At 47.2% G+C, this 16,761-nt stretch carries 13 protein-coding genes and 1 pseudogene; 6 read left to right on the forward strand and 8 right to left on the reverse strand.

From position 1 onward, the window contains the following. Positions 1-44 precede the first annotated feature (44 nt). A pseudogene (locus MKY44_RS30600) lies at positions 45-1,258 on the reverse strand (MFS transporter). A 257-nt stretch (positions 1,259-1,515) separates the two neighbouring features. On the opposite strand from MKY44_RS30600, the gene MKY44_RS30605 reads away from it, so the two are divergent. The 3 genes from MKY44_RS30605 to MKY44_RS30615 all read left to right on the forward strand — a co-directional run bounded on the left by MKY44_RS30605 (position 1,516) and on the right by MKY44_RS30615 (position 3,917). Further along, positions 1,516-2,166 carry a peptidylprolyl isomerase gene (locus tag MKY44_RS30605; RefSeq protein WP_341010287.1) on the forward strand — a complete coding sequence of 217 codons (651 nt, stop codon included), beginning with the start codon at positions 1,516-1,518 and terminating at the stop codon, positions 2,164-2,166. A gap of 484 nt (positions 2,167-2,650) precedes the next feature. Then, positions 2,651-2,914, forward strand: a complete 264-nt coding sequence (locus tag MKY44_RS30610) for a YqkE family protein (RefSeq protein ID WP_211081827.1) — start codon at positions 2,651-2,653, stop codon at positions 2,912-2,914. A 208-nt stretch (positions 2,915-3,122) separates the two neighbouring features. Then, a complete protein-coding gene (locus MKY44_RS30615) occupies positions 3,123-3,917 on the forward strand; it encodes an SDR family oxidoreductase (RefSeq protein ID WP_264931650.1) in 795 nt (264 codons plus the stop codon). Positions 3,918-4,056: 139 nt separating this feature from the next. Here MKY44_RS30615 and MKY44_RS30620 read toward each other — a convergent pair whose 3' ends face one another. Beyond that, positions 4,057-4,818 (reverse strand): YwaF family protein, encoded by a 762-nt coding sequence (locus tag MKY44_RS30620; protein ID WP_341010288.1) that lies wholly within the window; start codon positions 4,816-4,818, stop codon positions 4,057-4,059. A gap of 265 nt (positions 4,819-5,083) precedes the next feature. On the opposite strand from MKY44_RS30620, the gene MKY44_RS30625 reads away from it, so the two are divergent. Then, a complete protein-coding gene (locus MKY44_RS30625; RefSeq protein WP_341010289.1) occupies positions 5,084-6,058 on the forward strand; it encodes a ring-cleaving dioxygenase in 975 nt (324 codons plus the stop codon). A 149-nt stretch (positions 6,059-6,207) separates the two neighbouring features. On the opposite strand, the gene MKY44_RS30630 is transcribed toward MKY44_RS30625, so the two are convergent. The 3 genes from MKY44_RS30630 to MKY44_RS30640 form a co-directional block, all read right to left on the reverse strand. Continuing rightward, on the reverse strand, positions 6,208-6,915 hold the full coding sequence (locus MKY44_RS30630; RefSeq protein ID WP_091034085.1) for a stalk domain-containing protein: 708 nt from the start codon (positions 6,913-6,915) through the stop codon (positions 6,208-6,210). Between the two features lie 268 nt (positions 6,916-7,183). Further along, a complete protein-coding gene (locus MKY44_RS30635) occupies positions 7,184-8,029 on the reverse strand; it encodes a hypothetical protein (protein ID WP_341010290.1) in 846 nt (281 codons plus the stop codon). Between the two features lie 198 nt (positions 8,030-8,227). Further along, positions 8,228-9,505 (reverse strand): methyl-accepting chemotaxis protein, encoded by a 1,278-nt coding sequence (locus MKY44_RS30640; RefSeq protein ID WP_036672371.1) that lies wholly within the window; start codon positions 9,503-9,505, stop codon positions 8,228-8,230. Between the two features lie 335 nt (positions 9,506-9,840). Between MKY44_RS30640 and MKY44_RS30645 the strand changes: the two genes are divergently transcribed. After that, positions 9,841-11,274, forward strand: coding sequence for an aspartate ammonia-lyase (locus MKY44_RS30645; RefSeq protein ID WP_338591666.1), 1,434 nt, complete (start codon positions 9,841-9,843; stop codon positions 11,272-11,274). A 124-nt stretch (positions 11,275-11,398) separates the two neighbouring features. Here the strand turns inward: MKY44_RS30645 and rpoN are convergent, their stop codons facing one another. Further along, on the reverse strand, positions 11,399-12,703 hold the full coding sequence (gene rpoN, locus MKY44_RS30650) for an RNA polymerase factor sigma-54 (protein ID WP_341010291.1): 1,305 nt from the start codon (positions 12,701-12,703) through the stop codon (positions 11,399-11,401). A gap of 128 nt (positions 12,704-12,831) precedes the next feature. Further along, positions 12,832-14,379, reverse strand: coding sequence for an L-glutamate gamma-semialdehyde dehydrogenase (pruA, locus tag MKY44_RS30655; protein WP_341010292.1), 1,548 nt, complete (start codon positions 14,377-14,379; stop codon positions 12,832-12,834). 319 nt (positions 14,380-14,698) lie between these two features. Between pruA and MKY44_RS30660 the strand changes: the two genes are divergently transcribed. Beyond that, a complete protein-coding gene (locus MKY44_RS30660; RefSeq protein ID WP_341010294.1) occupies positions 14,699-15,622 on the forward strand; it encodes a proline dehydrogenase family protein in 924 nt (307 codons plus the stop codon). Between the two features lie 225 nt (positions 15,623-15,847). On the opposite strand, the gene MKY44_RS30665 is transcribed toward MKY44_RS30660, so the two are convergent. Further along, on the reverse strand, positions 15,848-16,761 hold a 914-nt coding region (locus MKY44_RS30665; RefSeq protein ID WP_341010295.1), incomplete at its 5' end, for a collagen-like protein.

The raw sequence follows: 16,761 nt of genomic DNA on the forward strand, positions 1-16,761 counted from the left end.
CTTTTTTGTTACCTGTAAGTTCACTTTCTCTTTGCAATTCGGCTTCACCGCTTAGCGGAAACCTTACTTGCCACGGGCAGTTTGTGATCCAACCCCGACCACTTCGCCACAATCGCAGTGATGATCAATGCCACTCCATTAATAATAAATATCCAGCGTATCGGCAGCCAGCCCCCAAGTACACCACCAATGATCGGTCCCGCCATCGTCCCGATCTGGGCAGCGGATTGATTCAGACTAAAAGCCCTGCCCCGGAAACTCGATGCGGTAGCCTGCACAATCATGGCGTTAATTGCCGGAAATACAGCCGCAAAGAATAAACCATACACAAATCGTAAAATGCCGAATGCGATATAACCTGTTGTAAAGAACTGCAGAAGATTCCCTACAGCCCCACCAACCAGTCCAATGATCAGCACTTTACCGTATCCAATCCTTGAACCAATCTTGCCCCACCGCGGCGCCATAATAACGGTTGCTACCCCCACCGCTGAGAAAATAATACCCGAGCTGAGTGAGGCACGATCCGGCTGAACGCCCATCTCCATCACATAGACCGTCAATAGCGGCTCCAAAATCATGACGGAGAATGTACATATGCCCATCATGCCAAGCACAGTCATAAACAAACGATTCGCTCTCGCTTCACGAATGTCATCCATGACGTGGGAACGAGCTTTGTTCCGGTTGAAGTTCTCTTCTTTTACCCAAAAGGTTGCGATGATTGCTGAGACTAACACAACAATAGCCGAAAACAAAAATGCATTCCGGTTCCCATAATAATGACTCACCACGCCACCAATTAACGGTCCGATAATACCACCAGTGGCTCCTGCAGTGGACATAATACCAAGCGCATAACCAGTCTTCTCTTCAGGTGTATTCGTGCCTACCAGGGAATCGCTGCTGGAACAAACCCTGCAAGCAGACCCTGAAATAATCGAACAACAATCAGCGAGTATGGGTCCTGCACGAAATAATTGATTAAATACAAGACGGCAAGGCTGTATCCCGACCGGATCAGCATGGGCTTGCGTCCGTATTTGTCAGCCAGTGATCCCCAGAACGGAGACACGAGTGCACTCGCAAGAAACGTAATGCCAAATGCCAGTCCTGACCATAACTCCAGGTGATCACGAACCCCCAAGTCAGCACTTAGAAACAGGGGCAGAAATGGAATCGAGATCGAATACGCGGTGCTGCAAAAAAATACACCAATCCACAATATGACCAGATTGCGCTTCCACGAGAAGTTCATATACCCGCACGCCCTTTCCGTTACTGACGCCGGGACTGCCGTGTATTGGAGCGGACGGAACAGACCCGTACGTCCCCGATGCGGAAGCATTTTCCTTATTTTACACCCATCATTCCATGAAGGCCATCCCTTGTTCACCATAAACACATGTATTACATTGCCATCCTGTCCACAAAAACGGTATGATAGTTGGGTAAATATCCAAATATGATTTTGGAGCAAATATATAATGCAGAGATGCAAGGAGGAACGTTTTCATGTCTTTACGGTGGAAAAAAACAACCGCAGTATCGCTCGTTCTTGCGATGCTGCTTATCGTCATTAGTGGTTGCGGACGCCCTGCGACCAGTGCCGAGAAAGCGCCGGTTCCGGCCGCACCTGAAGGTCCAAACCCGGTGGCTACTATTGAGATGCAGGATGGTCAAAAGATCGTTATTGAGCTCTATCCCGAGATCGCGCCCAACACAGTGTATAATTTCATCTCCCTGGCGAATAAAGGGTTCTATGACGGCCTGATCTTTCACCGGGTCATTCCCGGCTTCATGATTCAGGGTGGAGATCCCAATGGCAACGGTTCAGGCGGCCCAGGTTATACGATCAAAGGGGAATTTACATCCAACGGCCACAAGAATCACCTAAATCATACTCGGGGAATCATTTCGATGGCACGTAAATCGGATAATCTTGATTCAGCAGGCTCCCAGTTCTTCATCATGTTAGCTGACGCGGATTACCTGGATAACTCATACGCTACCTTCGGTAAGGTAACAGAAGGTATGGAAGTTGTTGATGGTATTGCTGCTCAGGAAATAGGTGAAGGTGACAAACCGGTTTCCGATCAAGTTATGAAAAAAGTTACGGTAGACACACATGGTCTGGAATATCCAGAGCCGGTAAAAATGCCTTAATAAACTTCCTTGCCAAACGGATGATAATCCATGGTTATGACTTGTTAATGAACATCTAAACAAACAAAAGCTCTGTCCTATGCGAATGTCACAAGGCAGAGCTTATTTATTGATTTTAATGATAGCGGTTACATATATGACTTTATAAAAAATGACCTCTTCCGGCATCATCCTCAATACATCCATCCCATCAAACGTAACCAGCCGATAATCGCAATCCATAACGGGCAGCTAAAGGCAACGCCCCATGCAAGCCCTTTCAGTAAACCACGGTTTACTTCCACGAACAACGACTCCTTTCTCCAGGGAATAGTCGCAGTATCGGTAATAGTATATGATTTTATACCCGTTTTCATTCGTCACGCAACCCTCGTTTTCCTGCTTTTGTTCCGCAGATTCATGGAATGCTTTACGGGAACCTGATATACTATGACTACTGTACGATAAATGGAACCTGATTCATGTTTGGAAAGGAGATTTTCCTATGGCAAAATCCAAAAAACGCACTCCTGCTCCCAAAACAGCAGTAGCACAGGATAAACCCACAACACTGAAAGATCTACTGAGCAGTGATGTGCTGGAGAAGCTGAAAGCTCAGGCGGATGAAGCCAAGGCTGCCGAAGCGGCTCTTAAAGAGCAGGAGCGTCAGCAGGCAGAAGAAGCTCGCCAAGCGGAGCAGAAGCGCCGGGATAACGATTTCGAATATTTGCTCAATAACAGTGCAATGGACTGGAAGAAACATAAGTAAGTATCGGACATGACTTGAATGAGTTTCCCACCATTCATACGCCAAAATAAGTTCACAGCAGACAGATGATGAAGTTGATCTGTTCCAGAACAGGGCCGCGTTGCGGTCCTGTTCTTTTTGATATATACACATATGATTCACGCGTCTTGAGCCGGGTATGTTAGAAGTAGAGCGTACAACGATAATCTAACTCCTGGAGGGATCAGAGATGACAGAACAACGTTTGGAAGGCAAAGTCGCGATTGTAACCGGAGGTGGATCGGGTATTGGTCAGGCTACTGCTATTCGATTCGCCGAGCATGGGGCCAAAGTGTACATGCTGGATCGCACACCCGAAAATGCGGAGGAAACCAAGCAGACGATTGAAAAGGCTGGTGGAGAAGCGTATGTGATCGAATGTGATATCTCCAAACCGGATAATGTGCAGAAGGCGATCAATCAGGCTGCGGCTGAAGCGGGTAAACTGGATATCATATTTGCGAATGCCGGCATTAACGGAACGATGGCCCCGATTGAAACGATGGAAATGGAGGACTGGGACCAAACGATGGAGATCAATATGCGCGGAACCTTCGCAACCGTCAAATATGCTATTCCTCATCTGAAAGAACATGGCGGCAGCATCATTATCACCAGTTCCATCAATGGTAACCGGGTCTTCTCAGGAATCGGTTTCTCTGCATACGCTTCCAGCAAAGCGGGACAAACTGCGTTTACCAAAATGGCTGCACTGGAGCTGGCTCGTTATAAGATCCGTGTAAATGCCGTTTGCCCAGGAGCCATCGATACCAACATTGATGATAACACCTACCCGTCCGATGATCTGAAAGAAGTACAGATTCCTGTTGAATTCCCTGAGGGTCACGAACATCCGCTCAAGGGCGAACCTGGAACATCGAAGCAAGTGGCAAACCTCGTTCTGTTCCTCGCTTCCGATGAAGCCTCTCATGTTACAGGTACACGAATCTATGTGGATGGTGCGGAATCTCTGCTCCGTGGATAAAAATATAAAGATAAGTTGGCCCTATTCAGGTACAACGCCCGAATATCCCGCAAGCGATCTGATCCGGTCAGATTACTGCGGGATGTTTCATTTATAAAGAGTTGATAATACGGTGCAGACGCAACTACAAGGATTATCCCTATACCGCGGAGCTTTTACCTTTTTTCACACGATGTTTCAACCGATCTGGAATGGCAAAGAGCAAAATGTACATCAGCGAGAACAAAACTAGCGCAAGTATCTCTTCCCCAAGGATGTACATGGGATACGGACCTAACATATCAAGCACCGAGGGTGTACTCGGTTTGTGTCTCAAAAACATATAATTCGCGTCAAGCATGACATCTACAACGTATACGATTAATGCTGCCACATTCACAAATATCATCGAACCTGCTACAGATCTCCAGCTAGGTCGCAGCTGTTCCACCCAGGTCATGTAGAGTAAGGCCAGAATGATACAGGCATGAGCAACGAAAAATTGAATGAATCGAAAATGTGCATAACCATAACCCAAATTAGGAGTCAGGATCGCCATAAGGGCTCCAGCAATGCCTGCAAACAGCAGTGCAGAATGTAACAGTCGACTGCGTGTCAGTAGTAACAACGCCGATAATAGCAGAGACAGACTGCATAGTTCGAGTGGCAGTGACGTCTGCAGGCTCCATATCCCTCCGTACACATACCAGAGTTGCAGCACGATTTCGCAGGCAAACATGATACAGGCCAGAACAATCCGCAGTATGCGGCGTGCCCTCTCTGACCATGATCGAAGATGGTGTCGAAGCAAAAACAGCAGTACAATCAATGCTGTAATTACGCTAATCGAAACGATATGTGAAGTGGAGAACAGAATAAACGGCTCTGCGTCATAAGGGTCCAGCCATGGTGGATACGCCATGCATCTCTTCTCTCCTTTACAAGGATCTCACCAACATTATCTCTCTTTAATGTTAACTTTTTCATTTTGCCATTGAATGAAAGTACTGTCCAGTTGGAATTCTAAATAAGCATTGTAATTTAAATATCTTTATGTTAAGATAAATCCAGAAACAAAACACACAAAAAGTTAGTAACTTTCTTAACCGAAATAACAATAAATACAGAACTCAACAAACGTTCAACTAAACATTTACACTATCCCATTTCATCTAGGAGGAATTATTATGCAAATCAAAGGACTTCACCACGTATCAGCTCTAACCGCACATGCCGATCAGAACTATCGTTTCTACACCAACATCATGGGTCTGCGCCTCATTAAAAAAACGGTCAACCAGGACGACGTGTCCGTCTACCATCTCTTCTATGGCGATGAGAAAGGCAATCCGGGTACCGAACTTACCTTCTTCGAGATTCCGATGGCCGGACAGACTCGTGAAGGCGTGAACAGCATATCCGGAACGTCACTGCGCGTTCCAAATGATGCGGCACTTACTTACTGGCAGCAGCGTTTTGACGAATTCGAAGTTCCACATGGAGAGATTGTTGAACGGGGTGGTCGTGCCACACTTTCGTTCACAGACTTTGAAGGACAACGTCTGATTCTGGTCTCGGATGAAAATAATACAGGTGTCGCTGGTGGTAAACCATGGGATCAGAGCCCTGTGCCTGCCGAGTATGGCATTGTAGGCCTTGGCCCTATCCATCTTACGGTAAAAGATGCTTCCCTTACCGCTCCGGTTCTTACCGAACTGCTCGGTTTCAGAGCTAAAGGAAGTTACCCTGCCTTTACTCCAGGTCAACCTGATGTACTCGTTTTTGAATCCGGCGAAGGTGGCAGCGGCTCCGAGGTGCATGTTGAGGAACGGAATGACCTTGCCCAAGAGCGTCCTGGACGTGGCAGCGTACACCATGTTGCGTTCCGTGTGGATAACGAGGAAGAACTCAAACAATGGGTGGAACGGGTTCGTAACTTCCAATTCCCTAACTCCGGTTTTGTAGATCGCTTCTACTTCCGCTCCCTCTATTTCCGTGAAGCAAACGGTATTCTGTTCGAACTTGCAACCGATGGTCCGGGATTTGATACAGATGAAGAATTGGAGCATCTGGGAGAATCGCTTGCCTTGCCTCCATTCCTTGAAGGTCGCCGCGCCGAGATTGAAGCGAATCTGAAACCACTGGATACCATAATCCGCTAATATTCGTAACAAAAAGAAAATAAAAACGATGTTCACCAGGCAACTCTGAATACCGGATACGGTTCAGGAATCGCCTAGTGAATCATCGTTTTTTTATGTTTATGCTTGCCTTGCCCCTTCTGTAAGGTCGCAAACTTGCAGATTGTGTTTTACTTCGTCAGATACGATGTTGTGAGCGGTACAAACAGAGCCGAACCCGGATCTTCAGATACAATCTCTACATAGACAGCGTCTGTACCTTTAACATCCACATCTAGACTCATCATACCGCTTTCTGGAGTGATATTGAACTTTTTGAGTGTCGCGAGATCCTGATCATAGATATGAATCTCCTGATTTCCTTTCAGCGCGGCAAGTTCCAAGTGCAGAGAAGAATACTTTTTACCCGTATTAATCTGGATATCATCCCCCTGTTTCGTAGGATCATTATGCAGATAAACATCCTTGTAATCCTTGCCTTTATATGTGGTATCCTTAGGATCTTTGGTGTGCCAAGCGGTAGATCCCAGTACGGATGTTCCAAGTGCACTCAGCGTTACTTTTCCGTTGGTTACGGGCGCAGATCCATTCGTTCCGCCAATCAGGACGGATGAAGTTGCACTGTCATAAGTGATCTCTGTCCCAAGCAAAGATCCCACAGCACGCACAGGCAAATAAGTCGTTCCGTTGTAAGTGATAGGCAACACTGTTTTACCATTGGCATCTTTGGCTGTCACCGTGGCACCATCCATTTTTAGCGTAATCTTGCTGTTTAGATAGGCTTTAATCTGCTCCAACCCTGTTGCTGCGAGTGCACCTGTTCCGATCCCAAGCGTTAGTGTGCCTACCATCAAACCCAGTACAACTTTTTTCTTCATCAAAATCCCTCCTGAATGTTAAAATGATTTGTCCTTTATACATTTAAACGACTAAAGTGATAATGTCAATTGTTTCCTACGTTTTTAGTACACAGTGCCTATTTTCGGGTAGCACAAAACGAGGCTGTATGTCCCCATTTTTTTCAGCCTCGCCCAGTTTCCCACTGTCCGTATACGGAGTAAGGAAGATATTCTTGTCAGATGTTCACTTAACTCCACACATGAGAACTTTCAATTCCCGATGCACTACGATATCAACAGGATGATATCAATCAAAAGTTTCATAATATTCTTCTTCATACACTTCCATGCTGTACTTCAAATCTACGGCCTTCCACTCGCCATCTTGATACTCATAAGTGAATGTCAGATCGCCGGCATATAAAGCCGCACCGTAAGATCCTGCTGCTGATACGACAAGCTGGCCATCTTCTACACTGTAATAGGTTACTCCACCGAATCCCAACTCTTCGTTATATACGCCGCCACTTGTATCTTCCTCGATCCGTAAAGGTTCTGCTTGAACGCCATCAACGGCGACATCAACATCCACACGGTCTGATCTAACCGTAACTTTTGATTTCACATGTTGTTTCGCAATCTCATCCAGAGATTGCATCTTCATCTCTTCCAGCGTTACCGGATTAATGATACGTGCTTGTCCCAAATAAATACCTGTTCCATGACCTTCTGTGTACAAAACGATAATTTCTTTTTGGCCGTCTCCATTCAGATCCAGCTCGTGCACTTCGGGTTTGTAAGACCCGCCTTCCCCCTGCCAATCACTAAATTCTTGCACTTTGCCGTCCACTTCCAAAATCATTCCGTTATATATATATCCTGAACCCTCAACTTTCATAGGGTATAATCTGACGTTCTCATTCTCTGGAGCTACCGAAACGTATTCCTCTTTCACGGGAATGGATTCCTGTGTTGTCTTCGCTGTGTCATGCAGTTTATCTATATTGGAAGCCTCGACCACTTCGGTCTGGCTGGATTGATCATCTATGTTAAGCTGTTTTTGCGATTCATTCATGGTTCTGGCAGCCGAAGTTGTACTAATCGTAGCTACCGCCAAAATAATCATCAGCAGGATACCTGTCCAAGTTTTCAATATACTGGGCTCCTTTATCTGTTGTGATAATCCTATTATATCTTCATTTATCGCCTGCAAGTTGCGAATTTGTTAATCTTTCATAAAATAATCTTTACAAATTTTCGTTTTCACGAAAGAACGTTCGGCTTTAACCAGAATAAGCAAATTCTCATGCCAAAACTGTTCTCTAAAAATAAAAAAAATTCCGAACACAGCTTAAGGCTGCATCCGGAATGCTTTGGTTTTGTCCAATAACCGATCGGTTAATTGTCTCAGTTCTTCAGCCGAGGATGAAATCTCCTCCATGATGGCTGTCTCTTCGTGTGCGGCATCCATAATTCGTCTCGCCTCATCTGAGAACGATCCGGCTTTCCCCTGGATTTTCTTCACATGACCGTGCGTTTGCTCCACGCGACCGGTCTGTTCTGCAATCTTGGAGCCGATATCATGCGCACCCTTCATAAATACCTCCACCGTGCCTGTCAGTTCATGCAACGTCTGATCCACAGAGACGGTCCGCTCCGATTCATTAACCACGAGACCATGCTGCTCATGAGACAGTTGGGCTGTCTCCCTGATCCGCTCTTGCACACGACTAATCAGCTCATTAATACGGTGTACCGATTCCTTACTTTCGTCTGCCAGCTTGCGGATCTGCTGCGCCACGACTGCAAAACCAGAACCCTCTTCGCCAGCTCGTGCAGCCTCAATGGAAGCATTCAGGGCAAGTAACCCGGTTTCCTCTGCGATGTTTTTGACAGACTGGGTAATTACCTCGATATCGGAGGCTTCCTTCTCCAGCAACAACATAATATCGCGGGAACGATTGTGCGACTCGGCCAGCTCGTCCATCCCTTTCATCAACGATGAGAAAGTCTGTTTTGTATGATCCACCGATCGTTCCATCTGACCGGACATCTCTGTCATGTCCATGGACTGGCTATGCATACGCTGGAAATCGTTCAGCATCTCATCCGCAGTGATCAGAGATTGATGGGAAGTGACCTTCTGCTCTTCTACGCCTACCGCAATATGATCCACCGCATCCGACATCATCTCGATCTGTTCGGCGGCCTGGGTAATCGCTTCACTCAGAGACTGTGCGTTCTGTGAGGTCGTTCTTGTACTGTCTGCAATATCATTTACAATGCTTCGAAGGTTAGAAACCATTGCGCGAAAAGCATCATATAATACTGTAAGTTCATCCTGCGTGCGTCGCTGCGGAATTTCGGTTGTCAGATCCCCCGCTGACACCTGCTGTGCAGCCCGGGACAGGTGAACGATTGGACGAGTCAGCCAGCGTGAGGCAAACCATCCCAGAATCCCGTTCCAGCATACTCCCATGATCAGGATAATCGATATGTATACCCAATTCGGAATATCTAACGTAACCCAGTCTTTGACAAAAAATATAAAAAAGCCGCTAGTTCCGTAGGTAATAATCGAAATCAGTACCAGACCTGCGACAGTCTTTGCTCCTAAAGTCCATTTCATGTGCACACCCCGTAGTCCTTTTTTCCTATTTTACCAATCAAGTACCAAATTTCATGTGATATACATCACTGAAAACGTTCTATTCCCCCTCATACTTGCCGTTCATGCATGACTTCTCTACCATATAGCGCATAATGTATAAGACAAGCTTGGCCGCCCCTCCCTTTCTTAAAAATTGAATAATATTCCATTTAATATCCCTAATTTTATTTATTATCGGCACAAGAGGCCAAATGATTTAGATTGGCATCCATTTTGCTTAAATGATATACTGAGTGCGCTTCAGCAACGCTGGAGCCGAACTATTTTTATTGATGCCACTGGAGGCGAACGAGATGTCTACTATGTCCACACGGACGGAGAAAGATTTTATCGGTGAAAAAGAAATCCCGGCTTATGCTTATTACGGAATTCAGACGGTACGGGCCGTGGAGAACTTCCCGATTACCGGCGTTCCGGTACACCGGGAGCTGATCACGGCTCTGGCTGCGGTGAAGAAGGCAGCAGCGATTACCAACATGGAGTTGAAGATGCTGCCGAGCAAGATTGGCGACGTGATCGTCATGGCAGCTGAAGAAATGATGAAAGGCCATCATCTGGATCATTTTATTGTAGACTCCATTCAGGGCGGTGCAGGCACCTCCATGAATATGAATATGAACGAAATTTTGGCCAACCGCGGGCTGGAACTGTTAACCAAAAGCAAGGGAGACTACTTCCATTGCAATCCCAATAATCATGTGAACATGTCCCAGTCTACCAATGACGTGGTACCTACAGCACTGCGTATTGCGGCGTACCAACTGTCGGAGACGTTACTCGCTACCATGAAAAGACTGCAGGAGGCGTTCCATAAAAAAGAAGTGGAATTCAACGATGTGGTTAAGGTTGGCCGTACCCATCTTCAGGATGCCGTGCCTATTCGCCTTGGACAAGAATTCGGTGCTTATGCCCGCGTCATCGGACGGGATATCGAGCGTCTTGAATTCGCCAATCGCCGCCTGCTTACCATTAACATGGGTGCAACTGCGGTAGGTACTGGACTTAATGCCAAACCCGAATATATCGTTAAGGTTACGGAACACCTGTCTGATGTTACCGGATTGCCCCTACAAACTGCTGAGGATCTCGTGGATGCAACACAGAACACGGATGCCTATCTAGAACTTTCAGCGGCGCTGAAGGTATGTGCAGTCAGCCTGTCCAAAATCTGTAATGATATTCGCATGATGGCTTCAGGTCCGCGTGCAGGATTCAATGAACTGCGCCTGCCACCACGTCAGCCAGGTTCGTCCATTATGCCGGGCAAAGTCAACCCGGTTATGGCGGAAGTCATTAACCAGGTATCCTTCCAGGTGATGGGGAACGACCATACGATCTGTATGGCGTGTGAAGCCGGTCAATTCGAGCTGAATGTCATGGGCCCAGTTATTGCGTTCAACTTGCTGCAATCGCTGAAAATTATGAATAACGGCATCGATGTGTTCACACGTTATGCAGTTGAAGAGATGGAAGCTAACCGTGAACGCTGCGAATTAATCATGAAGCAAAGTTTCAGTGTGGTTACGGCGTTGAACCCGCACTTAGGTTATAATGTGGCAGCTTCCATCGTGAAGGAAGCGCTCAAGACTGGACTTTCCTTGCAAGAGATTATTCTCGAACGCGGATTGCTGACACCGGAAGAACTGGAAGAGATTCTTCATCCGGAACAGATGACCACACCAGGGATTGCCGGAGAACACTTCCTGCGTAATATGGAACGTTTGTAGGTAATCAGGAAAACTGATGCAGCAACCCAAACACAAACGAATAATTAACAAGAACCCTCGCAGACCGTTCATCCGGTTTGCGGGGGTTCTTGTATTCAGAGATGATAAGACGCCAGCTATTCAATTAAATCCACCGTTTACGCTCAAGGGAAGGCAGAATCTGAAGTTCCTCCCTGTACTTGGCAACCGTTCTGCGGGAGATGACAATCCCCTCCTCGGCCAGCAGTGTGGCCAAATGACTATCCGAGTATGGACGCTGAGCCTGTTCCACGCGAATGATTTCTTTTAATCTGCGTTTTACCGCTGATGCCGATGTTTTATCCCCTGACGTTGTACTGATTCCCGAGGCAAAAAAAGCCCTGAGTTCATATACACCATGTGGGGTCTCAATGTATTTACCGTTCACCGCACGACTTACCGTTGATTCATGCATGCCAATCTTCTCTGCAATAACACCCAGATTAAGTGGTTTTAGCGCGGATGGGCCTTTGACCAAAAATTGATTCTGCTCTTCCATCACTGCCGCCAGCACACGCACTAAAGTTCTGCGCCGCAAGTGTACACTCCGAATAATAGCCCTCGCCTCTGCCACGCGGGTAGACCAGGTTGCGTCGGGAGCCTCTTCCCTGATCCAGCGGAAGCACGCTTCATTCATCGATACCCGAGGGTTACCTGCTGCATGCAAACTATAATGGACCTCACCGTTACGCAACCCAACAATGGCATCCGGAATAATGTAATGTGGCCGTTCCGTACATCCGATCGATCGACAGGGCTTGGGATCGAGACGTGTAATATAATCATAGGCAATCTGAGCTTCCTGCGAAGTCATGCCTAATCGACTCCCTGTTCTACCTGGGTGAAAAGGAACCAGTGCTTCCAATCCCGCTTCCACCATCCACTCCGCATTCAGCGCTGCTGATGGATCACGTCTAATCTGGAGTAACAGACATTCTTGCAGATTCCGCGCCCCTACACCAGCAGGGTCCAGCGATTGGAGAAGTTCCAGTCCCGCTGCAATCTTGCTCATCGGAAGCTCAAGTGTTGCTTGCACCTCTGCCAGTTCAACCGTCAGATAACCATCATCATTAACGCACCCTGCCAAATATACGGCCATATTTTCCAATTCGTCTGGAATTGTCATTACTCGAATTTGCGCAATCAGCAATTGTTCCAAAGTAGGTTCGGCACCTTTGGCCTGAAGCAGCGGATCATAGGAATCATACCTGCGCTGATCCATTCGCCGCGGAATCCGGGCGAGAGGCGCAGCTTGTTCTTCTAGTTCAAGTACTGGATTTTCCTCCGCTGCATCGAGCAAGTAACGGGTCAGATCTTGGCCAGACATGGTTAGCAAATGAAAGGATTGTTTCATCTCCGGCGTGATGGACAGCCGAATACGTTGTTCCTGTACCAACTGAACACCTAACATCCGTTACCCTCCTTATGCCTTCGGCAATAAGCATCTGTGTTTCTTATACGAACAAAAGGATTTGCAGGGATAATAGCATACTATTCAAGCAAATGTAAGAAGTTTTTAGTCGGATCATGGGTTTCTGTCTAGTATTTCTCCGATACCAGCTTCGCCTGTGTAAACAACAGCAGATAGTCTCTTCCACCTGCCTTGGAATCCGTGCCTGACATGTTAAATCCGCCAAATGGATGTGTGCCTACCAGTGCTCCGGTACATTTCCGGTTGAAATACAGATTACCCGCGAAGTACTCACGTCTTGCCTGCTCCAGATGATCACGATTACGTGAGATTACCGCGCCGGTCAGACCATAGTCTGTATTATTGGCGATATCCAATGCATCCTGGAATGATTCTGCTTTGATGAACGCAAGTACAGGTCCAAAAATCTCGTCTTGCGCAATCCGGGCTTTCGGGTCCACATCCGCAATAATGGTTGGTTCAATGAAATACCCTTCAACGTTCCCGGTACCGCCACCGTGCACAAGACGCCCCTCACCCTTACCGATTTCAATATATTCCGTGATCTTTGCATATGCCTTGTCATCGATAACTGGCCCAACCTGACTGCCAACTTCAAGTGGACTGCCCATCGTCAGTTTCTGTGTCCGTTCAATCACTTTTTGCAATACTTCATCATATACATCCTTATGAATAATGGCACGGGAACACGCCGAACATTTCTGTCCTGAGAAACCAAATGCCGAAGCGGTAATGGACTCTGCCGCGAGTTCCAGATCACTGTCACTGTCTACAACGATGGAATCCTTGCCGCCCATCTCTGCAATAACCCGTTTGATCCACTTCTGACCTGGAGCTGTTCGTGCTGCACGTTCATTAATTCGCAGTCCTACATCTCGGGAACCGGTGAAACTGATAAAACGGGTGAGCGCATGATCCACAAGATAATCGCCCACTTCACTGCCTGGTCCTGGTAAAAAGTTCACGACGCCATCCGGCAGACCAACTTCTGCGAGCAGCTCCATAAACTTCGCGGCAATCACCGGAGTTGTGCTGGCAGGCTTTAATACCACCGTGTTGCCAGATACCAGTGCAGCAGAGGTCATACCTGCCATAATCGCCAGCGGGAAGTTCCAAGGTGGAATGACAACGCCAACGCCCAACGGAATATAACTCAGTTCATTATCTTCTCCTGCAATCCGCACGAGGGGCTGCGGTTCACTCAGTCGCTGCATATCCCGTGCATAGAATTCCATAAAATCAATGGCTTCCGCGGTATCCGCATCCGCTTCAGGCCAAGTCTTGCCGGCTTCATAGACCATCCATGCGGAGAATTCATGCTTGCGACGGCGCATAATGGCAGCTGCTTTGTATAGATAACGAGCCCGTTCATTCGCGTCCGTATGTTTCCATGTGTGGAATGTCTCCGCCGCTGTCTGAATGGCCTTTTCGGCCAATTCTCGATCTGCCTGATGGATCGTTCCGACAACTTGATTTTTGGCTGCGGGGTTCACGGAAGTTAACGTGCGGCTACTTGTTATTTTTTGCCCACCAATAATAATCGGATATTCCTGCCCAAGTTCAGCTTCTACCTGACGAAGTGCGTCTTCAAATGCTTCCTGGTTCGCCTGGACTGCAAAGGGTGTGAATGGTTCGTTAACAAAAGGGATATTCATCAATGATTCCTCCTTCAGGATGTGGGATTCGCTGGCTGCTAGCCTGAATTATTTTGCATGTTACTCATCACCAAATATATGTAGCAAAATCCGTGCCAACTCCGGTTGAGATTGAAATATTTTTCTTGTTAAATTCAACTACTGAAAATTCACACGGGCCACTCCGATGACAGAATAACCTTCCGATCGCTGTTATCCCCAGATTTTTCGATTCCTTTTTATAAAGTTAAAATCTCCATGAAAAATAGTAGACCATCGCCAAATCTGGCACGTTTCTTGCTTGAATTAAGGATGCACAATGCTGAAGGAGGAAACGAAAATGAGTGTGGGAACGGAAATATATCGCAAAACCTTATTAACCGTGGCAGGCAACAAAGCTGTAGAGAACCTGTCCATTAGATATGGTAAGAAGCTGGCAGGCAAATTTATTGCAGGAAACACCTTGGAAGAAGCTCTCGAAGAGATCCACATACTCAATAATAAAGGCATTATGGCTACGCTCGATCATCTTGGCGAAGGCATCACCCGACTGAGCGAAGCGGCATTGTACAGGGATGAGTATGTACGACTGGTAGAAGGCATTGCACGTGAAGGGGCAGACTCCAACGTCTCGCTGAAACCGACACAAATGGGCCTCGCACTTGACCCGGAAGAGGGTTACCAAAATATCCGCACCGTTGCAACACAAGCCAAATTACATGATCTATTTGTCCGAATTGATATGGAGGATAGTCCATTTACTCAAGCGACGCTGGATATTGTTCGAAGACTGCACTCGGAAGGACTGCATAATACAGGCACAGTATTGCAAGCCTACCTTCATCGCACCGAAGAAGATACACGTGATATGATTCGGGAAGGCATTCGGCTTCGTCTGGTTAAAGGTGCTTACAAAGAACCCGGATCAGTCGCCTATCAGAATACTTCTGAAGTCATTCATCAATTCAAAACGATGATTCGTAATCACCTCGATCAGGGTGTGTACACTGCGGTTGCCTCGCATGATGATCACATCATTAACTGGACAAAACAATACGCTAAGGATCGGGGAATCTCGCCGGATGCCTTTGAATTTCAGATGTTATATGGTCTGCGTATGAGCGAACAGGAACGTCTCGCCAAAGAAGGCTATCGCATTCGCTGTTACGTACCTTATGGCACCATGTGGTATCCGTACTATACCCGCCGTTTGGCCGAAAAACCGGCTAATCTCTGGATGGTCGTTAAGAATATGTTCCGATAATTATTCGCCAGCTGGATCAATATATATGAAAAAAGACAAAAGAAAACCATGTTGCCTCTTTCTTTATGGGCACATGGTTTTTTCTGTACGAACACTTTACCAGAGCATCCAACTTTCCTTTTCTCCGGTTCTTCTCTTAATGTCTAAAAAATTAGCATCCCCAATTTTAAATGTCTATTTTTCTGGACACATCCATTTATTAATCAACATTATAAGCTCGAAAGTTTAACTGCTTAACTGTTGAATAAGAATAGAAGCATTAGCATTGGTCTGTGTTCCACCTGCTAGTGTTTGCAGACCAACAGCTGATGCGCTGGAATGATTCCGTAATGTCAGCACATCACCGGGAGCAGCCGTAATAATGACCATGCCTGGATTCGGTTGAGTGCCAGCTCCTGAACCATAGACACTACCACCTACAGGGGCTCCGTTTTGATAAAGGGTGAATTGGTTTGCCTGCACACCTGCAACGTTGAAAAACACCGCATAGTCCCCGGCATTACCAATAATAATCGAAGCGGTATTGGGCGTGTGAGCAATATTAGTAAGATTTTGGTTACTGTCGAAGATTACATCCGCTTCAATAGCTACAGTTTGAGCTGAAGTATTAAAAATATAGGCGTACGAGGACAACCCTTGCCCTGCTGTACCGGTTGCTCCAGTTACACCTGTCGTTCCGGTAACCCCAGTGCTTCCTGTTACTCCCGTAACGCCCGTGGCGCCTGTCGTTCCGGTAACCCCAGTGCTTCCTGTTACTCCCGTAACGCCCGTGGCGCCTGTCACTCCGGTAGCCCCGGTGCTTCCCGTTGCTCCCGTAATGCCCGTGGCGCCTGTCACTCCGGTAGCTCCGGTGCTTCCCGTTGCTCCCGTAATGCCCGTGGCGCCTGTCACTCCGGTAGCCCCGGTGCTTCCCGTTGCTCCCGTAATGCCCGTCGCTCCTGTTACTCCGGTAGCCCCGGTGCTTCCCGTTACTCCCGTAATACCCGTGGCTCCTGTCACTCCGGTGGCCCCGGTGCTTCCCGTTGCTCCCGTAACGCCAGTGGCTCCTGTTACTCCAGTAGCTCCGGTGCTTCCTGTTGCTCCCGTAACGCCAGTGGCTCCTGTTACTCCGGTAGCCCCGGTGCTTCCCGTTGCTCCCG

The sequence above is a fragment of the Paenibacillus sp. FSL R7-0026 genome, from assembly GCF_038004485.1.
GTDB lineage: Bacteria > Bacillota > Bacilli > Paenibacillales > Paenibacillaceae > Paenibacillus > Paenibacillus xylanexedens_A.